The following is a 22,433-nucleotide window of genomic DNA, read 5'->3' on the forward strand; positions in this document are numbered from 1 at the left end:
TCTCCCTCCATACGGATGGAAATGCGGTCAAATGGATTAAAATAGTTTTACCTGGACGGTTATCTCCGCCACATCGAAATCTTCAACAGCTTTAACCGTATGATTTCCATACTTCCCTTTAGCGCCATAAGTACAGTCATTATCTTCAGCCAAGGGACTACGTCCGGCTGAAAGATGGTTGCAATATGCCATAGCGGTACCATTTGAGTCAAACTCAACAACAGGATAATAAACAGAGGTGCGAAATGCAGAACAATTCTTGATATCACTCCGAAAGATATTTCCCCTTTAGAAAAGCCGTTTGGTCTAGGTGTCAGAAAAAACAATTGATTCATATGCATGTTTAAAAGCTCCAATGCAGATGCTTCCATCATTAACGGGGATCTATTGTCATTTTTAAAATCAGTGATTAATTGCTTTACCAAAGCCATGCTTCTGGTATCGTATTCAAAATCATAGGAGCGGAATGACTGCTCTTTTAGTCGGTCAAACCCGAAATTCATATTTGGTGAAGTCGCCAAATGCATAGCCGCATAATCGAATAGAGAAACCGGAATGGCCAGCGAAAGTGAAACATATTGCTCTTGTGCAGAGGGAAAAAAATGAGCTTGAAAGTCCTCAATTAAAGAAAGCGCACCCCGCCCAACCGGAGTTTGATGTTCTCGACCGGATACAATTATCTGTCGTTGACCGGAAAGAGTAAACTGAAGTTCAACCATTCGTCCTCTTGAAGCAAAACAAAAAGGATACGGTTCATGATAACGAATATCGTGGTACACGATTTGGATCCCGCTGTAAGTAGTGAGCTTGTAAGCGTTCCCGGCACCGATTTCTGATTGTAGGCTATAAGATATTCCATTCTTTTGGCCAAATAACGTTTCATCGAAATATCGCTGATAGATGGACTTCAATGTTTCTATAATAATGACCCCCTGTGTTACCCATTATAAGGAAATAATAGCACAAAACCGGTGTTCATTCTGACCAAAATCATAGCGCCAGTAGGAACTGTGCAAGCGAAGGTAGGCGAAAAAAAGGAATCGATTTGCCTTAGTTCAAAAATGGTGCAACTGAAAGTCGATATGCAGAAGGTTTGGATTGATCATACAATTTGGACAAGAAGCTATATCGTTAGCGCTATATCTGAACGTGGAGATCAGAAGGACGTATTGGACCGGCTTTTACGGAACCAGCAGGACATAAGCTTGGTCAAAAGCATCCCAGGCATTGGGGACAAGTTGGCGGCTGCGATCGTAGCAGAGCTTGGTGATGAGAGTCAATTCAAGGATGCAAAACAGATTGTTGCCTATGCAGGCCTAGATCCGGGGATTTATAGCTCAGGGAAATTTACGGCCACAAGCAACCGGATCACGAAACGAGGATCCAAAAGACTTCGCCGAGCACTGTATCTAGCTGTACAGTAAGGAATGCATCCAATCATTCGGGTAATAATGATGAATAGAAAGATAACACCATGCAGGTTGCATGGTGTTATTTGCGTGGAGCGAACAGAAAAAAAGTTGATTAATTATAGGATAGGGGGGTATACTAAATATAGAGGCGGATGAAAATGAAAATTCATCTTGCAGTATATCCAATGATTGGAGTGATAGCCCATGTTGATTAGGAAGGGCACCATACTAACCTTAACGGGCATACTTGCTTTTGGATTGTTGACAGCATGCGATAACGCGAAGCAGGTCCCTGATACGGGCGGCCATGGCGGGAACCATGAACAGGAAAGCGAAAGCGAGGAAACAAACGGGCATGGTGAACATGCTGGCGGGCATGAAACTGCCTCAGATCATTACAACGCAGCGTTTACATGGAATGAACCGGCAAGGGCAGGCGCCGAATCGGAGCTGACGATTCAAATTACGGATAAAGACGGTGAACCTGTCCAGGATTTTGATGTCAATCATGAGAAGCTCCTGCATCTGATCATCGTGAATCGCGATTTGTCTTTCTTCAACCATATTCATCCGGATTACAAGGAGAATGGCGTATTTACCGTGAACACGACATTCCCGGCTGGCGGCGAATATAAATTGTTCGCAGATTTTATCCCTAAAGGTGCTGGAGGGGCCACGCTTAGCGAATGGGTTCAGATTGAGGGAGAAGAAGGAGAACCGTCGCTGATTCAAACGGATGCCAGCCTCATCAAACATGTAAACGGCAAGGAAATTGAACTGAACATAAGCAATACCTTATCGAATGAAGAGGTCGTGCTCGCCTATCATATTCAGGATGCAAAGACAAAGCAAGGAATCAACAATCTGGAGCCTTATCTGGGCGCAGTCGGGCACGTTGTCATTCTGTCCGAAGACGCGGAGCAGTACATCCATGTGCATCCTCTGGACGAGCAGAGCACAGGACCCAAAGCGGAATTTGCCACTACCTTTCCACACAGCGGCATCTACAAAATCTGGGGACAATTTCAGCATCAAGGTGAAGTGATGACCGTGCCTTTTGTTGTTGAGATAAAATAAATTTCGCTTAAGGAGTGATCGATATGACAGAACCATTGAAAATCTACACCATACCCACATGCAGCGATTGCCATCATGCCAAGCGCTACTTCAAGGAGCAGGAGGTTCCGTATACGGAGTATGATTGTACAACGAACCCGGAATATCCGGAAGAAGTGAAACGTCTGACGGGAAAACAGATTGTGCCTACGATCGTTATGGGTGACAACGTATTTATCGGATTTGCCGAGTAACTTTCAGGAAATCAGGGAATTGATTAAATAAATAAAGGTTCGTGGAAATGAAAAAGAAGCCTGGATCGTTCCCAACGGGATGATCCAGGCTTCTTTGTGTGTTGAGGATCCAGAGCGCATCGCATGGTCACCAAAGCGCGATGTGTCTTGCATGTGCCATTAGCCTCATGCGGCTTATCTCTCTCTTATGCCGATCAAGACGATGGACGCTTGCGGATCAGTTCAATTACGCTGGCGAAGTCGTCCCCGCCAAAACCGCCTTCCACCCGGCGTTTCATCAGCTCATAAATCGGCGTGAACAGCTCGGGGCTGACGCCCTGTGCCCTGCTGACCTCCCCGATGGTGTCGTGAGCTGCTTGCATCGCCAGGCTCGCATCCTTGGCGGTATAATCGCCGGTGTCGATCTGCTTCGCCATCTCCGGCAGAGTGGACATCATGGCCTGCAGAAAAGGCATCAGCAGCGAGGTTGTGAAGTCTGAAGCCTTCGCTCCCTCGGTGCCTGCAAGCGCCACGGCATGGATAAAACCGCCGAACATCCCATACATTCCGCTAAGCAGTGCCAAGTCATTCAGTGGGGCTAGGGCGGGATCAGGTCCCAAATAGTGACTTGTACCTAAGCTGTCCAAGACCTGTTCATACGTTCCGTACGCAGTCTCTGAACCGCTGTAGAGTATGACGGCATGTGGTGTGGCGATCAGGGAAGGGACGGCCATGATGCCGCCATCCAGATAATCGGCGCCCAGGCTACTCATCCACGTCTCCATGTTGCGGGCTTGCTCGGGAGTGCCGTTTGTCAGATTTACGACAACTTTACCGGAAAGCTTATCGCCTATGGGTTCCAGAATATGGCGAGCGACATCGTAATCTAGTACGCAGACGATCACGAGGGGGCTGGCGGCGATGGCATCTGCGATCTCCGTAGCGCCGGAGGCACCCAAGCCTACAAGTTCGGCGGCTTTTTCAGGTGTGCGGTTCCAGACGGTGGTGTCATATCCGCTGTTCACGAAGGTTCGGGCCAGCTTGGAGCCCATGGCGCCTAATCCGATCACGGTTACGGAAGTAAGGGTAGAGCTGTTCGCCTTCGCATTGTGCTGATGGTTAACGAGAGATGATCTATCAAGATTTGGATTCATCGGTAAAACCCCTTTCTGGACTGGAATGATACCGATTCTAAAGTATGACACTAGTGACAATGTCAAGACAGACGATCATCATGAAATTTGATGCTACACCTTATAAAACGTAAATAATCAGGTACTGTATGGCCAGAATGTTCGTTTTCATCAATTTTTTAATGGCAATTCGCAGGTGTAAATAATCAGTAGCGGTGTTATTATATGGGTTGCGTCTTTTGGAAAAGAACGCTGCGGTAAGCGTTGATAGCCCATCGTAGATTTTTTGAAACGATTCGGAATTTACCACGTATCAATACTCACTGCTTAGATGGAAGGGGTAGACACACAGTGGATAATGGGATGAACGTCATTTTGTTTGAAAAGAGGCCGGACGGTGAGCTGGTACAGATTGAAGAACGGTCATGGACGATGAACATGGTCGCTGCACTGGAGCATGTGAATTATATCGTTGTTGGCGGCCGGGAATACGAAACGATTGAAGGCAGATTAAATGTAGACACGGGCAAACTGGAGCTGCTGCTCGTTCCGATGCGGAACGATTAATTCTGTCCGAAAGGAGAAACCATCTTGAGTAATGAAAAAGACAAAAAAGATCAGCCAACATCCAAATGGCTGACGCCGGAAGGCAAACCGATTCGGGTCTTGTCGAGCTCGCTGGGCATCGCCTTGTTGGCGAACGCATTTCTGGTATCGGGCGCTGCAGCGAAAGACCTCGCTTCGGAAGCGGTTACCTCATCCGAAGAGCCGCAGCTGGTATCCTGGTCAACAGAAGAAGTGAAGAAGTATTTTGACAAGAATGTGGATTGGAACATTCCGTTTCCTAGTGAGGAAGAATTCCAGGAAGAGCCGGTAGAGGGAGCCGCTGCAGGATCGGGTTCGGGCGGCGGAACCACGATTGTCAACAACTATGGCGGGTACAATTCCGGCTTCGGCTGGGATGATCTGCTGCTCTATCACATGCTCTTTAACAATGGTTCTTATTATTCATCCAGCGGATGGTACAACAATCATCGCGGTTATTATGCGAATAACGGCAAGCCTTACAAACCCCGCACGTATTCGAGTGGTACGTTCCAGAATAAACCGGTGGTGAACTCCAATGTTCGTCCGAAAACCTCCACTTCATCTTCGGGTACGATTACGCGCCGCTCCACGTCGTCGAAGTCCGGCGGCATTGGCGGCAATTCCAGCGGGTTCAGTTCATCGGGTTCGAAATCAAGCTCCAGATCCGGCGGTTTTGGAGGATGAGTCACGACAGCGTATTCACCGTATCGGGACAGCCTGACCCCAATCGGGATGGTCGCGTATCGGAGCTCGCGGAGCTCGGCTTTACCTGGGCGGATTTGGAAGGCGAAGCCTACTGGATAGACCAGATCGTCACCATACGCCAAGAGACCTATCGTGAGCTGGAAGAAGCGGCTGCGGTATTATGGGCCATGCTGGACAAAACCGTTCGTTATATTCATCGCAATCATCATATCTACACCTTAATTGGCATTCCGCCCGTCCTGTGGCAGATGCTGGACGAATGTCCGCTGCCGGAAGAGGGATTGATCAGCCGATATGCCAGGTTTGATTTTGCTATTGCCCATGACGGCAGCATCAAGCTGCTGGAGCTGAATGCGGACACGCCTACAGGTTATGTTGAGGCTTCCATTGCAACGCCGTGGATGTGCCGTCAGGCTGGCATCTTCTCTCCCAACGAACGGATGCAAGAGCTGATCGCGCAAGCTTGGGGGGTAGAGCGTCCGGATACGGCCGCCTGCATTGCTTATGGCGAGCATAAAGAGGACTCCGGTACGATCGAAGCATTGGTTCGGCACAGCGGGCTGGACGTCCGGCTGGTGGATTGTCTTGATCTGTGGGTGGACGAAGGCATGCTGAAGGACGGCGATGGCCGGGAGATTCACCGGATGTTTGCCCTATATCCGAAGGAGTGGATGTCCGTCGATGATGGCGGAGATGCGCTTGCCTATGCCATCGAGACGGGGCGGCTGCAGCTGTTCAACTCGCCGCACAGCATTTTACTGCAATCCAAAGGACTGCTTGCCGCCATGTGGGGGATGTATGAGCTGGGTCTTTTGTTCGATGAGAAGGAACGTGCAGCCATCGTCAATTATATGCTGCCGACTTACAACAAACCGGTATTCTCCGGTAATTTTGTATCGAAGTCGATGTTCGGCCGCGAGGGTGGTTCTGTCAAGCTGTACGACCAGGCCGGACAACTCGAGGTAGAGGATCAGGACGGGTATGATACAAGCGTCATGTTTCCGACGGTCTATCAGCGGAGGGCAGACCTGGCCCGCGTCGAGACGGCGGAAGGCCATTTTCATTTACTGACAGGATTGTTCGTCCTGAATGGCAGCCCTTGTGGTTTGCTGGGACGGGCGGGCGGTTTGATTACGGGGAATTCCAGCCATTTTATCGCAATGGGAGTGAAATAAATGCAGTTGAAACAAGATAGAAGGCAGCATAGCGGTGCTCCTAAGGGAAAGAGGAAACCTCCGGTCGTTCTGGCGGTACTTCTATTATCCCTCATGGTTTTGGCGCTGAGTGCCTGCTCCGGCAATGGGTCGACGGTGTTCCACACCGGATCGGAGGAAGTATCTTCAACCTCTGCTCGCGTGCCTTGGGACTACCGGATCGTTGAAGGGACCGTTGGCGATTTGATAGGCGGCGATATGACCGTCTTGCCGGACAACGAACTTCTGCCTAACGATAACAACTATGCTACCGGGGACAACATTTGGACGCTTCAATTCATGGATGCGGAGCTAACCACGGATGCGAATCAGCGCAATGATATCCGTTTATCGTCTTGGCAGACCATTAAGTCGTTCAAGGACAAAAAGACGGCGGAATCGGATTTAGCCAACCTCAAAGTCACGGTCAAAACCGACGTGAAGCTGGTTGGGGTTTATAAAACAACGTATAAAAAGGACACCAGGCATTTTGCTGTCATCGAGCTGCCGACGGGCAACCGGATCAAGCAGCCGATTGATGAGAAGCGTTATGCCGCAATGGAAAAGAAGGACACGGTTGATGTTGTATTGGAGGAAGTGCATGATTTCGCCGATTACGACTTGGCCTATGCAAAATTTCGGGGGTGGGCGGATTGACGGTCGTCATTAATATTGTTGTAAGTGTAATCTGCATTATCGTGCTTCAATTGCTGGGTATGCTGATTTTCAGCTGGATGACCCGGTTTAACGACATGGAAGAGCTGAAGAAGGGAAATGTCGCGGTGGGTCTTGCATTTGGAGGCAAGTTTATGGCAACGGCCATCATTCTGGGCATATCCGCATATACGAACTCATCGATCTGGCACATGATGCTGTGGTTTGCCGTCGGATATGTATGTTTGATTGTGGCCTATTGGGTATTCGAGCTGGCTACGCCGGGTATTCGAATATCCGAGCACCTGCAAAAGGGGAACGTCGCGATCGGCATTCTGCTTGCGATGGTGTTTATCGGCACGGCCTTTGCGATCAGCAGCCTGATTATTTAGGTCAAATAGCACCATTTTCGGGAGAGGAGCAGGAACGTGCACTTTTTTCTAAGATTATCTTTGAAAATGATGCGTCTGCGTAAAACAACGATTAGCGTGATTGTGGTACTGTTTGTGGTGCTGTGCTCGACCCTGGCATTTCTGCTGGAGCCGGAAACGTTTCACCATTGGTTTAACGCCCTTTATTGGGTGTTTACCACCATGGCAACCGTAGGTTATGGCGATTATTATGCAGTTACCGTGCCGGGAAAGATATTAACGATATTTATCTATATCTTTGGTATTGGGCTGCTAAGTTTAGTGATTGGCCGGGTCATTGAATCGTTTGGAAGCATACAGCGGCAGAGAGGGGCGGGCAGGTTGAATTTTCGGGGCAGTGATCATGTCGTTATTATCAATTGGAGCAAAAAAGCAAAGTCCGCGATCGATGAGATACTTTTGTTTTCGCCGAAGTCCCAGATCGTGGTCATTGATGATTCGAGTCAGCATCCTGTCGAGCATCTCGAACAGGTGCATTTTGTAAGCGGCGATCCAGCAGCTGATGACGTGCTGATGAGAGCCAACATTCTGGAGGCCAAATCGGCCATTGTTTTTGCGGATGCCCGGATTGATGAATCGGCTCTCGTGGACGGCAAGTCGCTCCTGATTGTTTCCAGCATTGAACGGATTGCGCCGAACGTACATACCACGGTGGAGATCGTGCAGGAGAAGCATGTTCAGAATTTCCGCTACAATCATGTGAACGAGTTTGTGCTTTCGCATGATGCCGTGTCCCGATTGGCCGTACGCGCGGCGCTCCAGGAAGGAAACTCGGATGTGCTGATGCAGCTGCTCAGCCGCCAGCACGGCGACGATATCTACGAAGTGGCATTGAACCCTGCATGGAAGACCTACGGCGATGCATTTCAGGATCTGCTGCGGCAAGGAGCAACGCTCATCTCCGATCGCAGCGATCTAAGCATTAACCGCAAGCTTGATGTCCCGATTCCACGGGATGCCAGGTTGTATGTGGTCTCGGACGAGGCGACCTATAAGCGGATTACAGGCAACCTTGCCTGAAGATGGGCCATCGATGCGAGGCCGGTGGAACTACATTGGGTCTTCGGTTTTAGTGATACCGGTATCCAGATGTTAAACATTCGGCACAGATAGAAACATCCAGCCTCCAAAACGCCCCTGTTTATAACAGTGGGCGTTTTTTCCTATTGGAATCAGACCATCTCTCTTAGAATGTTCTCACTGCTCTTCTCCAGCTTCATGGGAAACAGTTTCACCTTCTCGGGGGATAAGGCTCGAACCTCTTCATATGCGGCAGCAGATGCATAGACCCAATCGGATTCCTCGATCCGCTGCAGTAGGTCCTCCCGATTATCCAGCCCAGCCAAGTGGCCGTGGGGCCCCTCAATACCGGCTTCTTGAATGCGGCTGGCCATCCACTGTGCACCTGCCTTACCCAAGCAGACAAAGCTGATATCGCTTCCCGGTGTAAGCCGGGCAATCTCAAGCAGGACCGATGTTTCCACGCTGGCGCCAATGACCGTTACTTTTTTGTCATATTTGCTGCACAGAGCCTTTACTTCGGCATCGTGATTCAATGTTGTAACCATGTGGTTTGAGTACTCCAGCGCCTCGAATAGGGCCTGCTTCCCCGTCAACAGATCCTCCAGAAATACCGTTTTCACTTCGGCACCCGTCATTTGCTCAATCGCTGTCTGATAAAAGGGATAGTCATGTCCCTTACATTCGATGAACAGAATACGCTGCTTCGTGTTCTGGACAGGCTCCTGCAGCAGCGTATAGGCGAGGGATGCGGCAAAGAATTCGCTCGCCGGGATGTTAACGGAGCTTAACTCCTCCGTCGTTCGCTCGACCAGCTTGTGCATTAACTTTCTGCGAGTTCTAAGCTCCTCTACCTGCGCGTTGTTCAATACCTGCGTTCCTTTGCCTTTATGCATCGAGACGATCCCCTCTTCCTTCAACTGGTTGTAGACCAGATTCACGGTGTTCCGGTTCAGTCCCAGCAGATCCGCCAGCGCACCGGCCGGAGGCAGCATATCGAATGGTTCGATCTGTCCAATCCCAATCAACCACTTTAATTGCTCTTTAACCTGTGTGCTGACATTAAGGGTGGCGTGCGGGTCGACTCGAAGCATCAGTTTATGCGGCATAACAAAACCCTCTTTCCTAGTCAACTAGTAATTTAACTTTACACAATCATTCGTTAATTATCAAGAAAAGTATTGACATGTATGGATATAAGTCATTATCTTATATATAACTAAATAACTAGTTAAATATGAATAATGGAGGCTTATCATGAAGGATCTGGCAGCTGTGTATTTACAAAAAATGAAAGGGGGGGCTAGAAGTCCGTTGACCGTTCGTCCCATGAATATCGCCATTGGCTTTATCGGCGGGGCTGTTTCCATCGGATTGTTGGCTCTTCTGACAACACTTGCAGGGAGTGTTTGGATCATGGCACCCTTTGGTGCGAGCTGCGTGCTTGCGTTTGCGGTCTGGGACGCGCCGCTGTCACAGCCAAGGAACCTCATTGGAGGACATCTCATTTCAACATTCACGGGACTTGTGACGCTTGAGGTTCTGGGGGACGGAATCTGGGCCATGGCCATCGGTGTGGGAGCGGCGATCAGCTTGATGGGCATAACCAAAACGACCCATCCTCCGGCTGGAGCTGATCCCTTGGTTGTCATTATGGCTGGCAGCGGCTGGTCATTCTTGTTTACGCCGGTGCTTGCCGGGTCGGTCATGATCGTGGTTGTGGCTCTGCTCGTCAATAATGCGGTAAAGGAGCGAAGATATCCGACTTTTTGGTGGTGAAGGCAGTTTTTTCTTTGATGAATATACGGTAATCATGGTAACTTCTTCAATCAAATATCGTCAACAACAGACTCGGATCTACAATGGACCGGGTCTGATTTGTATTGTTATGACGCAGATTTGAAAATTCCCAAACTAATTTATATACCACCATCCGGGAAAATCCAAACCGAAATCAGAAAAAATAGGCGATACTTACCACTTGATCCCGGGTGTCAAATCTATAGAATATTACACAATCCCGGTACAGGACTCTATTCTTATTTTGTATAAAAGGTTAATATTGCCAAACCTTTACAGGATGCGGTTCTCAGCCGTTTTTTTATACGACTTTGGTATCAAATTTGTCATAACTATGGATAATGATGTAAAAATGACCGGAACTTTAGCAATTTTTATGCGTTTAATCTTATGATTCACGAAAATTTTCTGAAAATCTTCGTCGTCTCGCTGCATTCCTCGGATGGAATGAAGTCATGCGGTTCCAGCCTTATTCGGGCAGCGATGCTTTTCACTGCACACAACTAACATCAGGCTGTGAAGTTGTCAAATGACAGGGACGAGGAGGCAGCGGCGAGTGTTATCGGGGGAAAAATGTGGAAGAGGTTTGTTTTACTTCTTTTTGACTACTATCGATATCGGAAAAGTTGGTAAAGAAGGAATATGGTATCGGGAACGCATCGGCTATAGAATGACGAGTATGGCTCAGTCGTCATATGTCGGTGCAGCAACAAGCATGTCAAAGAAAGGGCAGGTGAGCAACGAAGACGATGAGCAGACGAAAATGGTGGGTGATCGCAGCACTTTTCACTATAGTGCTTCTCTGCGGTGCCGCTGTAATTCTAGGATATCTACGACCGTCATTAAAAACGTATGCGGATGCGGACGGCGTGAAAATGAAATTCAAAACAGAGGGAACCTCCTTTCTGGTATATGAGGATGACGAAGTTTGGAAAGAGGTTTTTGCCAAAGGCGTGAATCTTGGGGCAACCGTACCTGGACATTATCCCGGTGAGCTTCCGGCAACGGAGGAAGATTACCTTCGCTGGTTTAAACAGATTGATGACATGGGAGCGAACGTAATCAGGGTCTACACCGTGCATAATCCGGTCTTTTATTCTGCGCTTGTGAAATATAACCGGGATAAAGGCGATGACCCCTTGTACTTCATGCAGGGCATTTGGTCACCGGAGGAGCAGCTAATCGAGCGTAAGGATGCGTATGACGAAGAAATCATCCAAACGTTCAAAGCGGAGATATCGAAGGCTGTTGCTGCAGTCTACGGCGATATCAACGTTGAGCCCAAGCATGGACAGTCGAGTGGCAAGTATAAGGTCAATGCAGGCAAGTACCTTATGGCCTGGCATGTGGGAACCGAGTGGGACCCAACCATGGTCGATAACACCAACACGGTACATAAGGATGTTCCTCAGTATGAGGGGTCCTATTTCTCGGGGACGAAGGACGCAAGTCCCTTTGAGAATTGGCTGGCATCTTTATTGGACTATACGGCTGCCGAGGAGCAGAAGTACGGATGGCAGCATCCGATGACATTTACCAATTGGGTCACAACGGATGTGCTTGAGCATCCGGGGGAACCGCTGTTTGAAGAAGACCTGGTGTCTGTTGATGCGAGGCATGTAGAACCGGTGAACTGGGATGCAGGATATTTTGCCGCATACCATGTGTATCCGTACTACCCGGATTTTTTCCGGACGGACAAAACGCTACAGACCCTTCCTGACGGGAATGGGGGTTATAACACGTACAAAGCCTACTTGCGAAAATTGAAGGCAGAATTCGAGGATATGCCGATTATGGTCACCGAATACGGCGTACCTTCGTCCATCGGTATTTCACACCACGGTCCTGGAGGGAAGGATCAAGGGGGGCATGATGAAGCGGAGCAAGGCGAAGTTAATGTTTCGCTGACCCAGGATATTTACGACGAAGGCTATTCCGGGGCCATCTTGTTCATGTGGCAGGACGAATGGTTTAAGAAAACATGGAATACGATGCCTTTTGAAATACCAGCAGACCGCCGGGCATTCTGGTTGAATGTGCTGACGAATGAGAAAATGTTCGGCGTTCTCGCCATGCAGCCGGGCAAGGTAGAGCAGATCACGATCGACGGGGATCTCAGCGATTGGGATAAAGTTCCCGAAGGGGAAGTCAAGACCTGGTCCGGAACGGCTCCGGGCGTCAAGAACATGAGGCTGACTCATGATGAAGCCTACCTGTATATCGGCATGGAACTGGAAGAAGCATTTGATCCCGAACGTTCCAAGCTTTTCATTGGAGCAGATACGATCCCTGGCGGCGACATCCCGAAGAAAGAACTGGCGGGACGAACGCTCCAAGGTGGAGCTTTGGAAACTTTGATTCAGTTAGGTCAAGAGGATGAATCCCAGGTCACCATAGCGCCATCATACGATTTCCACAGCCGTTTGTACGGTAAAGAGGGATATTGGATGCTGCCGGAAGAGGAAGCCAAGGGAGCCAAGGATGATCCTGTGGTGCCTGGAGGTTCGTTTCATGCCTGGAAGCTGGCCATCAGCCTGCTGATGAACCCGCCGGATACCCGCTTCTCCCATCCGTTTGTGGATGAGAAAGTAGGGATGCTGAAGCAGGGGACCAGTGATCCGAACTCTCCGGATTTTAATTCGCTTACGGCCTGGCAGTATCAAGACAGGTTTGTTGAGATGAGGATCCCATGGATGCTGCTCGGATTCGGGGATCCGAGTTCGCTGCAGGTGGTGGATTACAGCCCGCTTCAAGACAAGCGTACATTCAGCACGATAACAACGGAAGGGATCCGGCTGGCTCCGTGGATCGCACAGCGATCTGAGAAAAACGGGAAATCAGCGTCAGGATCGGCAGCGTCCATCAACCTGGAGGAGATCGAACCCTATACTTGGGAGCTATGGGAAGCTACCAAGTACAGTGAACGATTAAAACAAAGCTATTATGATATGCAGGACATATTCACCCGTCTGTCCGAAAAAGAGCGGGAACCAGATGCTAAATAAAAGGAGGAGCCATCGGATATGTTTTCAAATTTAGAAATGGCATACGTCTTTGTCTATGTATGTCTCGGCCTTATTGCAGCCGGCATTATCCTGTTGTTCCAAATGAAGATCAAGCACAATGCCATACAAAGAGAAACGGAACGCTTAACAGAAAAACATCATGACTATTTTGTGTATGTCCAGAGTCATCTGCATGACGATACGAAGCTGGAGCTCCCGCCTGGCAAATTGACATCGGCTGATCGCCGGGTCATTCAAGCCAAGTTTATGGAGTGGATCGAGCAATTCAAAGGGGACGCCAGAGAGAAGCTCCTGCGTTTATGCCGGGATGCCGGATTTGTGGAAGAGGAGATTCGGGCATTATCCAGCCTGCGGAAGGACCGCCGTATTGAAGCGGTCTACCGCCTAGGCGGGATGCGTGCAGAAGAGGCCGTGCCGCAGCTTCAGCATCTGATGAACCGTACGAAATATGGTCCGATGACCATCATTATTGCGCGGGCGATTGCCAAAAGCGCAGTTCAGTCACAGCAGATTCGAGAAATGTTGTCCAAGCTGCTGGCCTACGATAAAGCCATTCATCATATGGCTGCCGATATTTTGCTGGAAACCCGGCTGGATTCAGCCAGCCTCATGCGCAAGCTCTTGGATGATCCCGATCCTGGACTGGTCAAGGTCTCGCTTGTAGCCATGTGGGGGCAGGCCATTCCGGCTGTCGTACCGGCACTCGATCGACTGGTCGGGTCCGAAGAGAAGGACGTCCGTGCGGAGGCGGTCAAGCTGTATCTTGGCTCCTATCCGGCCCTGAAGGATGATACCATTGCGGAGCTTATGAATGATCATGAGTGGGAAGTGCGCGCGGCAGCGGCAAAAGCGCTGGGACGGCTTCATGCCGCAGGCAGCATTCCAATTCTGGCTTCCGCCTTGAAGGACGAGAATTGGCATGTGCGCAACAACAGCGCGGAGAGTCTTGCCATGTTGGGAGAACAAGGCTTCGAGACATTGTGCCAAGCCGCGTTGACAGGAGAAGGTCCAGCCAGGGAAACGGCCTTGTACCGGATTGAGCGGATCATGTCCAACGAAGGCGAATATGAGCAAGTTGAGCAAATGGTGGCTTTTAACAAAAGAAAACTGGTGTACGATCGTTATTTCGGCGTTCAAACGAACAAACGGATCGGCACGGTTGCAGGAGTAGGAGGAGATTACACTGCTTAGAGATATCCTGCTCACTTACGGGATGGTGGCGATTTATTACGTCATGATCGTTAGCGCGCTTTATTTTGTAATTCTGATGTTTTCTTTCAGAAATATTAAGGATATTTTCAGACGCGCTACGTATTCCAAATACAATACGCTCTCGGGTTCGGAACTGGTTCCATCGGTATCATTGCTGGTTCCCGCCTATAACGAAGAGTTGACCATCGCGGAGAATGTCCGCTGTCTGATGACGCTCAACTATCCAACCTACGAGGTCATCGTCATCAATGACGGATCCTCCGACGAGACGCTGAAGGTGCTGATTGAGGAGTATGGTTTGACGCTGCTGCCCAATCCGGAGATCCGCGGGAACATCAGCACGAACAAGGTTCGGGGCATTTATTATAATCCGCAGTACCCGCAGCTTTACCTCATCGACAAAGAGAACGGCGGTAAGGCGGATTCATTGAACGCGGGCATTAACCTGTCCCGTTATCCGCTGATTTCTTCCATCGATGCGGATTCATTGCTGGAGAAGGATGCGCTGATCCGGATGGCCCGCATGTATATGGAGAATCCCGAGGAAACGGTGGCCATCGGCGGGGATGTTCGGATCGCCAATGGCTGTGTGATTGAGAACGGAGAGGTTAAGGATGTATCCTTGCCGCGCCGGATATGGCCGATGTTCCAATCGATCGAATATCTGAAGGCTTTCCTGGGTGGACGAATCGGGTGGAGCCATTTCAATGGGCTCATCATCGTCTCGGGAGCCTTCGGCTTGTTCCGCAAAGATTATGTCATCGCGGTAGGCGGCTATCGGGGAGGCTACCCCGGTGAAGATATGAACATCATTATCAAGCTGCACCGCTATATGCTGGAAAATAAAATCAAATACCGCGTTTCCTTTTGCCCGGAAGCGGTGTGCTGGACGCAGGCGCCGGACAGCTACAACATTTTGTCCAATCAGCGCAAGCGCTGGGGACGGGGAAACTTGAAGAACATGATCGAGAACCGCGATATGGTGTTCAATCCGAAATATAAAGTCATGGGCATGTTGACGATGCCCTACAACGTTATTTTTGAAGCGCTAAACCCTTACTTCAGAATTACGGGCCTTCTGGCTCTGCTTGGATATGTATTGCTGGATATGACAAATTGGCATGTGCTGGTCGTGTTTGGACTCGTCAATTTTTTAAGTGGGTACCTGCTCAGCGTAGGAGCTCTCATCCTGGAGGAGATGGCCTTCCGCCGGTATACCAAATTGTCCGATCTGGTGAAGATGCTCTTCTTCTCGGCACTCAAATTCGTGGGTTACCACCAGTTAGGTGTGCTGTGGAGAGTACAGGGGCATATTCAATATCTGCAAAACAACAATTCATGGGGTACCATGACCCGGCAGAGCTGGAAAGATAAGAACGAGGCTGCCTGACTTCAAGGCCCGGTTCATATGTAACAGCATCAAAATATAAAGAGAGGTGGGACCTACAGTTATGTCTCAATCCGCAACATTGCAACGCGTGCAGGCCGTTGATTTTTACGGCCGCCTGGAGGAGGAAGTGAGAAACCATAGCCATGGAACAGCATTGCTGTTTCTGTACTGTGCAGGCAATTCGTCCGAGACGGAGGCTGGGCAGACGGAGGTTCAAAGCTTTGTGGACCAGTTGTCCGGCGTGAACGGTGAGGTACTGCTTGACACCAATACCGGTGTGTTGGCCGTTACCTTGCCTGGATATTCGCTGGATGCCGCCCATTATCAGGCATTGCTCCTGAAGCAGCATCTGCAAGGCCGTTTGGAGCAAGCAGATCCGCGTATTACGCTTGCAGCGCTTACTGAAGTGCCGTCAGCGCTGACGTTGAAGCAGATGGCAGAAGCGACCAAGCTCAGCACCTCTTCGGATATTCATATATTTACGCAGGAGGAAGTAGACAGCGGTCAAAACCGCATTCTCATCGTGGATCAAGATGCCACGGTGAGGGAGTTTTTACAGATCCGCTTGACCATGCAAGGTTATGAAACTCTTGAAGCAGTAGACGGTTTGGAGGCGCTGGATCTCATCCCGAAATGGGAGCCGGATCTTGTGCTGACCGAGCTCAACCTGCATGGCATCGACGGCCTGCCTTTCATTCATCATATCCAGCAGCTGGATATGAAGGAACCGCCCAAAATTGTGGTATTAACCGAGAAACGAGTGGAGCAGACGATCAGCCAATGTTTCCAAAACGGGGTGGATGATTATGTAACCAAACCGTTCTCGCCGGTGGAACTGGATGCCCGCATCCGCCGCTGCCTTCATTAAACACATCGTTACTAACGCTTTTAGTTTGAAGAGAATTGATGAATGATACGTGATTAGTTGAGCTGAGAGGTTCTTTAATCGCAAGGAGAGAGTTCAACAAAACGAGGTCTGTCTTTTGGCGAAATAGGCAAAAGACATAGACAAATAGACTATACATCCGATGGAGGTTGAATACTTGTGAATGAGGAATATGAAACGTTATTGAGTGCCATTGAGAATAAGAAAGCCGTTCTGGGTGTTGTGGGACTGGGCTATGTAGGATTGCCGCTGGCTGTGGAAATGGTAAGACAGGGATTCACGGTCATCGGTATCGATCTGGATTCGGATAAAATTGACCGCATTTACCGCGGCGAGTCCTATATTACGGACATCTCGTCCGAAGAGCTTGCGGCATGCATGGAGACCGGACGCTTTAAGCCGACAACGGATTACAGCATGATTGCTGTGATTGATGCGGTCAGCATCTGCGTGCCGACGCCGCTCAGCGAGAATCAGGACCCGGATACTTCCTACATTACAATGGTAGTCGATCAGCTCAAACGCTATATGAAGCCTAATCTGTTAATTACGCTGGAGAGCACGACGTATCCGGGAACCACGGAGGAACTGATTCAACAGCCGATTGAGAAGCTCGGTTATAAGGTTGGCCAAAACTTCTATCTGTGCTTCTCGCCGGAACGGGTCGATCCATCCAACAGCCGGTTCAATACACGAAATACGCCGAAGGTCATCGGAGGAACGACGGACGCCTGCCTAAAGCTGGGTGAAGCGTTGTACAAGCAGTACGTTGAGACGGTTGTACCCGTAAGCAACCCGAAAGTGGCGGAAATGTCCAAGCTGCTGGAGAATACGTTCCGCAGCGTGAATATTGCCTTTGTCAACGAGATGGCCATGATGTGCGACCGCATGGGCATTGATGTATGGGAAGTGATCAATGCCGCGGCAACCAAGCCGTTCGGATTCATGCCATTCTATCCGGGACCGGGCATCGGCGGCCATTGCATTCCGCTGGATCCCATGTACCTGTCCTGGAAGGCCAAGGGCTTCCGCTTCTACAGCAAATTCATTGAGCTGGCACAGTCCACCAACGATAATATGCCTTACTACGTGATCAACAAGACGGCTACGATTCTGAATGAATATGCCAAATCGATCAAGCGCTCCAGTATCCTGCTGTTAGGCATGGCTTACAAACCGGACATCAGCGATCTGCGTGAATCACCGGGACTTGAAGTATACGAACAGTTCAAGGAAAATGGCGCCTATGTGGATTATTACGATCCGTATGCCCACAGTTTTGTGGATAAGCAAGGCGAGACGATTCACAGCGTGGAGTATGATCTTGCGAAATTCAGCCGTTACGATTGCATCGTCCTCATTACAAACCACAGCAATCTGGATTATCATTCGATCGCTTCCACCGGCGTGCCGATCTTAGATACACGAAATGCGTTTAAAGCGTTCGCCGAGCCTCATATCTACAAGATCGGCCATTCCGTTCAGCATGTAGCTGAGCCTGGTGAGGCTGTCTTGATCTGATGAAATGGACGAGAAGAATGAGGCCTATACATGCAAAAGCGAAGTGGATCATCCTGGTTGCCGGCATCTGTCTTTTGCTGCTGATCCTTCTTCTTCTCCCGTCAGGCAAGGTGAATCAGAACAAGGCTACATGGCTGTGGGATGCAAGTCTGATCCGGAGTGAAACGGAGGAGATTGTGGCCTTTAGCGGCAGGGAAGGCATTACAACGATCTTTTTGCAGATTCAACAAGAGGTTACGGACGAGGAGTACCGCCATTTTGTAGCTGCTGCACATCAGCAGGGCATCAGCGTTCACGCCTTGAACGGTCAGCCGGATTGGGCTTATGAGGAAGGCCGGCGAAAAGGGATGGAGCTGCTGACCTGGCTGGAAGCGTACAATCGTACGGCTGCGCCGGAGGAGAAATTCGAGGGCGTGCAGTTTGATGTCGAGCCCTATGTGCTCCGGAGATGGGGCCGCGAACAGGCACAGGTGGTGGAAGAATGGAGCGCAAACATGGAGGTTTGGGTGCAGGAGGCAAAGCGTCAGGGGCTATGGTTCAGTGCCGCGGTACCATTCTGGCTTGACTCGATCCCTGGACCCCGCAGTGCGGATGCCGACTCGTTCAGCCGCTGGATGATCCAGAACACGGACGCGATTGCCGTTATGGCGTACCGGGACAGCGGGGAGCAGATGTATGAATTGTCCAAGGAAGAGCTGGAGCAGGCGGATGAACTCGGCAAGTCCGTCTGGATCGGCATGGAGCTCGGGGATACGGAGGAAGGCGAGCACCTGACCTTCTTTGCCAAGAGCGAACAGGAGATGGAGGACGAAGCCCTGCGTGCCGCCAAACTTGGCAGCGATCATTCTTCCTTTGCGGGAATGGCCGTCCATCACTACCAGGCCTGGGTTCACAAACGAACCGCGATGGCTGGGGAAGAGCCTTGATTTACCATAAGGTTTAATTACGATTTCCGGTTAAATGGTAACAACATGAACAACAACATGAATCATTCACAATTCAACGTACCTTCGAAGGTCTTAAGAGACTTTCGAAGGTTTTTTTGTCTGACAAGGGGGTGAGGCCCCGGTTGAATCGGAATTGTTTAGAAATTGTATAGAACTGAATTCTATAATGTGAATCATCGAGCGGCAGGGAGTAAGAGCATGTTTTGAATGAGTATGGGGCAACGGATTACATAAGCGTGGACGATCGGGGTCCCTTATTGTAATTCAAAGTTTTGAAAAAGATGAAAACCCATGAAATTTCCCGAAATGTTATAGCAATTAGGATAGGTTGGTGTTATATTCTATTGGTTTGTTCAGTAAGGGCTTTAATAAATACCCTGTTTGAAATTTAAAAGGAGTATCCAGATGAATAAAGATTCTAGTAAAACCCGAATGTTACACCTGCTTACGAGGATGACCGGACTGTTGTTAACCCTGGCGTTATTGGGCGGTTGCGGTCTTTTTGGAGGTAAGCAAGCTCCCGGCGATGAAGCGGGAGGCTCGACGGCTGCTGTTCCAAAAGTGGAACGGTATACGGGAGAGAAGAGCAGGGAAATCCCGTTTGTTTATACGGCCAGGAAGGAATTGGCGCTTACCTTTAACGGCATGGGCGATAAAGCGACCATGATGGCACTGATCGATGAGCTGGATGCGCACGGAATCAAGGCGACGTTCTTTCTTCCGGGCATCAGAGTGGCGGAGGAACCGGACATTGCGGAAGCCATTTTGTCCAGAGGTCATGAAATTGAGAACAACACGCTCAATCAGCTCGATATGAATCAGCTTGATTACGATCAGATCTATAAGGAAATCAAACTCGCGAACGATGTCATCAAACGGGAAACGGGCGCCCAGCCCCGCTATGTTCGGACACGCTCGGGCGATTATCCGGACGAAGTGCCACTGGCAGCTGCACATCTTGGAATGAAGGCCGTTGTAAGTTATAACATTAATCCCAAGGACCGCAATATGCAGAGTGCTGAAGAGATTGGAGAGTATGTGACCAGGTTCATCTCCAGAGGCGGGATTATTTCCATGAATACCGACGTTAATCCGGAAGTCATTTCTTCTATTAAATACATAGCCCAGGCCGTGGACGATATCGGATATCAATTGGTTACGCTGGATGAGCTGGTGCAGCATGGCGGCGTGCGAAAACCGCTCGAGTTAATTCCGGGATACGACGCTGCAAGAATGAACCCGGATTATCAACAGGCGAAATATGAACTGGTTTATAAAGTCAATACGAACAAAAAAGAAGTTGCCCTGACGTTTGATGATTTCGGAAGCGACAAAACGGTAACCCGCATCCTTGATATTTTGGAGGAGCATGATGTGAAAGCTACCTTCTTCCTCCGGGCCAAAGGAGTGGAAAGCAACCCGAATTTGGCGCGGGCGATGGTGGAAGGCGGACATGATGTGGCTAACCATTCCTACAGTCATCCCGTCGTTACTTCGCTAACGCCGGAAGAGCTGCAGAAGGATGTCGTCAAGGCCCACCAGGTCATTACGGAGGCCATACAGCAGCAGCCTGTCATGCTGTTTCGTCCGCCGACCGGCGTGGTAGATGACGAACGGGCCAAAGCGCTGGCGGCTACCGGTTACCCGGCCATTGCGATGTACGATGTGACTACGCTGGATTGGGATGTTTCCAATAGTGCCGACGATATTGTAAACGGGGTTATGACCAAGACCCAAAGGGGAAGCGTCATTTTGCTGCATATGCTGGATGACATTCATACCATTGAGGCTCTGCCCAGAGTGCTGGAAGGGCTGAAGAATAAAGGATATACGTTTGTAAAAATGGCGGACATGATGCAGCTGCAGGACAAAGCCGCAATGGAGATGGAATAGATGGAATTATTTGAAAATATGCTGGACCGCGTGGACAAATTGGCGATCGTCGGTCTTGGATATGTGGGCCTGCCGCTGGCGGTCGCATTCTCAAGAAGATTGGATGTCATCGGCTTTGATTTGAGCGAGGCCAAGGTGCAGCAGTATCGAAGCGGTTTCGATGCTACCGGTGAGATCGGGGATACCTCGCTTACGAACTGTACGGCCGCCTTCACCTCGGATCCGGACAAGCTCAAGGAAGCTCGCTGCTTTATTGTGGCCGTTCCGACACCCGTAAAAAGCGGGAATGTGCCGGACCTGAAATTCGTGCGCAATGCCAGCCGTTTGGTTGGCCGGGCATTGACCCGGGGCGCGGTTGTTGTGTATGAGTCAACGGTTTATCCGGGCGTTACGGAGGAAGTGTGCATTCCGATTCTCGAAGAGGAGTCCGGCCTGCGCCTGGGCGTGGACTTCAAGGTGGGGTATTCCCCGGAACGGATTAATCCCGGAGACCAGGTTCACCGGCTCGAGACCATCGTGAAAATTGTGTCCGGCAATGACCCGGAAGCGCTGGAGACGGTTGCCAATCTATATGAACTGATCATCGATGCAGGCGTCCACCGGGCGGAAAGCATCCGGGTGGCGGAAGCAGCCAAAGTCATCGAGAATGCCCAGCGCGATATCAATATCGCTTTCATGAACGAGCTTTCCATGCTGTTCAATCAGATGGATATCGATACGAATGCCGTGCTGCGGGCGGCGGAAACGAAGTGGAATTTCCTCCCGTTCCGGCCGGGGCTCGTCGGCGGACATTGCATCGGAATTGATCCTTATTATCTCACGTATAAGGCCGAGGATACGGGATATCATTCCAAGATTATTTTGGCCGGGCGGCATATCAATGACGGAATGGGGAAATACATCGCCCAGCATGTCATTAAACTCGCGGTTCGCCAAGGTATTGATCTGATGAGGGCAAAGGTGGCGGTAATGGGCCTGGCCTTTAAGGAAGACTGCCGGGATATCCGCAACTCCAAGGTCATCGATATTATCCGGGAGCTGCAGGACTACGGGATTCAGCCGATGGTCGCCGACCCGCACGTGGACCGTCATCAGGCTTACGTGGAATATGGAATCGAGCTGTCGGACATGAGCGAATTGAGAGACATCCAGATTGCGGTTGTAGCCGTCGCTCACCGGGAGTTCAAGCAGCTTGGGATTGCCGAATTCAAGGACATGTTTAACGCTGAAGAGGCGAAGCTTCTAATTGACGTGAAGGGAGCTTATCCAAAAACCGAATATGAAGCGAACGGCTTTCATTATTGGAGTTTGTAGATAACGATGGGAGAAA

The 22,433-nt window shown here is 49.9% G+C and carries 21 protein-coding genes; 18 read left to right on the forward strand and 3 right to left on the reverse strand.

From position 1 onward, the window contains the following. Positions 1-59: 59 nt before the first annotated feature. Positions 60-911 (reverse strand): AraC family transcriptional regulator, encoded by an 852-nt coding sequence (locus PAEVO_RS02725; protein WP_100536166.1) that lies wholly within the window; start codon positions 909-911, stop codon positions 60-62. A gap of 69 nt (positions 912-980) precedes the next feature. Between PAEVO_RS02725 and PAEVO_RS34585 the strand changes: the two genes are divergently transcribed. The 3 genes from PAEVO_RS34585 to PAEVO_RS02740 all read left to right on the forward strand — a co-directional run bounded on the left by PAEVO_RS34585 (position 981) and on the right by PAEVO_RS02740 (position 2,722). Continuing rightward, positions 981-1,424: a transposase gene (locus PAEVO_RS34585; RefSeq protein WP_279300461.1), complete on the forward strand. Its 444-nt coding sequence runs from the start codon at positions 981-983 to the stop codon at positions 1,422-1,424. A gap of 192 nt (positions 1,425-1,616) precedes the next feature. Then, complete coding sequence (locus tag PAEVO_RS02735; RefSeq protein WP_100536168.1) at positions 1,617-2,489, forward strand: hypothetical protein; 873 nt, start codon at positions 1,617-1,619, stop codon at positions 2,487-2,489. A 23-nt stretch (positions 2,490-2,512) separates the two neighbouring features. Continuing rightward, positions 2,513-2,722 carry a glutaredoxin family protein gene (locus PAEVO_RS02740; protein WP_243390615.1) on the forward strand — a complete coding sequence of 70 codons (210 nt, stop codon included), beginning with the start codon at positions 2,513-2,515 and terminating at the stop codon, positions 2,720-2,722. A 194-nt stretch (positions 2,723-2,916) separates the two neighbouring features. Here the strand turns inward: PAEVO_RS02740 and PAEVO_RS02745 are convergent, their stop codons facing one another. Next, complete coding sequence (locus PAEVO_RS02745) at positions 2,917-3,855, reverse strand: NAD(P)-dependent oxidoreductase (RefSeq protein WP_100536169.1); 939 nt, start codon at positions 3,853-3,855, stop codon at positions 2,917-2,919. A gap of 330 nt (positions 3,856-4,185) precedes the next feature. Here PAEVO_RS02745 and PAEVO_RS02750 point away from each other — a divergent pair, with 330 nt between their 5' ends. The 6 genes from PAEVO_RS02750 to PAEVO_RS02775 are packed head-to-tail and all read left to right on the forward strand — an operon-like array spanning position 4,186 to position 8,425. Next, positions 4,186-4,401 (forward strand): hypothetical protein, encoded by a 216-nt coding sequence (locus tag PAEVO_RS02750; protein WP_100536170.1) that lies wholly within the window; start codon positions 4,186-4,188, stop codon positions 4,399-4,401. Between the two features lie 24 nt (positions 4,402-4,425). Then, positions 4,426-5,106: a hypothetical protein gene (locus PAEVO_RS02755; protein ID WP_100536171.1), complete on the forward strand. Its 681-nt coding sequence runs from the start codon at positions 4,426-4,428 to the stop codon at positions 5,104-5,106. After that, positions 5,103-6,302 carry a glutathionylspermidine synthase family protein gene (locus PAEVO_RS02760; RefSeq protein WP_100536172.1) on the forward strand — a complete coding sequence of 400 codons (1,200 nt, stop codon included), beginning with the start codon at positions 5,103-5,105 and terminating at the stop codon, positions 6,300-6,302. The genes PAEVO_RS02755 and PAEVO_RS02760 overlap by 4 nt, the downstream gene beginning before the upstream one ends. Next, positions 6,303-6,977, forward strand: coding sequence for a hypothetical protein (locus tag PAEVO_RS02765; RefSeq protein ID WP_100536173.1), 675 nt, complete (start codon positions 6,303-6,305; stop codon positions 6,975-6,977). Beyond that, positions 6,974-7,366, forward strand: a complete 393-nt coding sequence (locus PAEVO_RS02770) for a DUF350 domain-containing protein (protein WP_100536174.1) — start codon at positions 6,974-6,976, stop codon at positions 7,364-7,366. Before PAEVO_RS02765 ends, PAEVO_RS02770 begins: the two co-directional genes overlap by 4 nt. Before the next feature lie 36 nt (positions 7,367-7,402). Beyond that, positions 7,403-8,425, forward strand: coding sequence for a potassium channel family protein (locus tag PAEVO_RS02775; protein WP_100536175.1), 1,023 nt, complete (start codon positions 7,403-7,405; stop codon positions 8,423-8,425). Positions 8,426-8,577: 152 nt separating this feature from the next. Here PAEVO_RS02775 and PAEVO_RS02780 read toward each other — a convergent pair whose 3' ends face one another. Further along, positions 8,578-9,534 (reverse strand): GntR family transcriptional regulator, encoded by a 957-nt coding sequence (locus PAEVO_RS02780; RefSeq protein ID WP_100536176.1) that lies wholly within the window; start codon positions 9,532-9,534, stop codon positions 8,578-8,580. Positions 9,535-9,682: 148 nt separating this feature from the next. Here PAEVO_RS02780 and PAEVO_RS02785 point away from each other — a divergent pair, with 148 nt between their 5' ends. The 9 genes from PAEVO_RS02785 (at position 9,683) to PAEVO_RS02825 (ending at position 22,417) form a co-directional block, all read left to right on the forward strand. Beyond that, a complete protein-coding gene (locus tag PAEVO_RS02785; protein ID WP_100536177.1) occupies positions 9,683-10,204 on the forward strand; it encodes an HPP family protein in 522 nt (173 codons plus the stop codon). 770 nt (positions 10,205-10,974) lie between these two features. Next, positions 10,975-13,233, forward strand: coding sequence for a hypothetical protein (locus tag PAEVO_RS02790; RefSeq protein WP_100536178.1), 2,259 nt, complete (start codon positions 10,975-10,977; stop codon positions 13,231-13,233). A gap of 18 nt (positions 13,234-13,251) precedes the next feature. Next, on the forward strand, positions 13,252-14,445 hold the full coding sequence (locus PAEVO_RS02795; protein WP_100536179.1) for a HEAT repeat domain-containing protein: 1,194 nt from the start codon (positions 13,252-13,254) through the stop codon (positions 14,443-14,445). A 22-nt stretch (positions 14,446-14,467) separates the two neighbouring features. Then, the gene (locus PAEVO_RS02800) at positions 14,468-15,856 is read left to right on the forward strand and encodes a glycosyltransferase family 2 protein (protein WP_207797444.1); all 1,389 of its coding nucleotides are present in this window, start codon (positions 14,468-14,470) and stop codon (positions 15,854-15,856) included. A gap of 61 nt (positions 15,857-15,917) precedes the next feature. Continuing rightward, entirely contained in the window at positions 15,918-16,724 is an 807-nt protein-coding gene (locus PAEVO_RS02805) for a response regulator transcription factor (RefSeq protein ID WP_100536180.1), read from the forward strand. A 177-nt stretch (positions 16,725-16,901) separates the two neighbouring features. Continuing rightward, a complete protein-coding gene (locus PAEVO_RS02810) occupies positions 16,902-18,263 on the forward strand; it encodes a nucleotide sugar dehydrogenase (protein WP_100536181.1) in 1,362 nt (453 codons plus the stop codon). Between the two features lie 17 nt (positions 18,264-18,280). Beyond that, the gene (locus PAEVO_RS02815; RefSeq protein ID WP_243390616.1) at positions 18,281-19,189 is read left to right on the forward strand and encodes a hypothetical protein; all 909 of its coding nucleotides are present in this window, start codon (positions 18,281-18,283) and stop codon (positions 19,187-19,189) included. Positions 19,190-19,615: 426 nt separating this feature from the next. Continuing rightward, entirely contained in the window at positions 19,616-21,103 is a 1,488-nt protein-coding gene (locus tag PAEVO_RS02820; RefSeq protein ID WP_100536183.1) for a polysaccharide deacetylase family protein, read from the forward strand. Then, the gene (locus PAEVO_RS02825) at positions 21,104-22,417 is read left to right on the forward strand and encodes a nucleotide sugar dehydrogenase (protein WP_100536184.1); all 1,314 of its coding nucleotides are present in this window, start codon (positions 21,104-21,106) and stop codon (positions 22,415-22,417) included. It begins immediately after the preceding gene. Positions 22,418-22,433: the final 16 nt, after the last annotated feature.

The sequence above is a fragment of the Paenibacillus sp. GM2FR genome (genome assembly GCF_002803325.1).
Classification (GTDB): Bacteria; Bacillota; Bacilli; order Paenibacillales; family Paenibacillaceae; genus Paenibacillus_AQ; species Paenibacillus_AQ lautus.

Coding starts and splice junctions, on each gene's coding strand:
- PAEVO_RS02785 (WP_100536177.1), top strand. CDS start 9,683: ATGAAGGATCTGGCAGCTGTGTATTTACAAAAAATGAAAGGGGGGGCT.
- PAEVO_RS02790 (WP_100536178.1), top strand. CDS start 10,975: ATGAGCAGACGAAAATGGTGGGTGATCGCAGCACTTTTCACTATAGTG.
- PAEVO_RS02815 (WP_243390616.1), top strand. CDS start 18,281: ATGAGGCCTATACATGCAAAAGCGAAGTGGATCATCCTGGTTGCCGGC.
- PAEVO_RS02805 (WP_100536180.1), top strand. CDS start 15,918: ATGTCTCAATCCGCAACATTGCAACGCGTGCAGGCCGTTGATTTTTAC.
- PAEVO_RS02795 (WP_100536179.1), top strand. CDS start 13,252: ATGTTTTCAAATTTAGAAATGGCATACGTCTTTGTCTATGTATGTCTC.
- PAEVO_RS02800 (WP_207797444.1), top strand. CDS start 14,468: ATGGTGGCGATTTATTACGTCATGATCGTTAGCGCGCTTTATTTTGTA.
- PAEVO_RS02825 (WP_100536184.1), top strand. CDS start 21,104: ATGGAATTATTTGAAAATATGCTGGACCGCGTGGACAAATTGGCGATC.
- PAEVO_RS02780 (WP_100536176.1), bottom strand. CDS start 9,534: ATGCCGCATAAACTGATGCTTCGAGTCGACCCGCACGCCACCCTTAAT.
- PAEVO_RS02740 (WP_243390615.1), top strand. CDS start 2,513: ATGACAGAACCATTGAAAATCTACACCATACCCACATGCAGCGATTGC.
- PAEVO_RS02765 (WP_100536173.1), top strand. CDS start 6,303: ATGCAGTTGAAACAAGATAGAAGGCAGCATAGCGGTGCTCCTAAGGGA.
- PAEVO_RS02820 (WP_100536183.1), top strand. CDS start 19,616: ATGAATAAAGATTCTAGTAAAACCCGAATGTTACACCTGCTTACGAGG.
- PAEVO_RS02735 (WP_100536168.1), top strand. CDS start 1,617: ATGTTGATTAGGAAGGGCACCATACTAACCTTAACGGGCATACTTGCT.
- PAEVO_RS02760 (WP_100536172.1), top strand. CDS start 5,103: ATGAGTCACGACAGCGTATTCACCGTATCGGGACAGCCTGACCCCAAT.
- PAEVO_RS02745 (WP_100536169.1), bottom strand. CDS start 3,855: ATGAATCCAAATCTTGATAGATCATCTCTCGTTAACCATCAGCACAAT.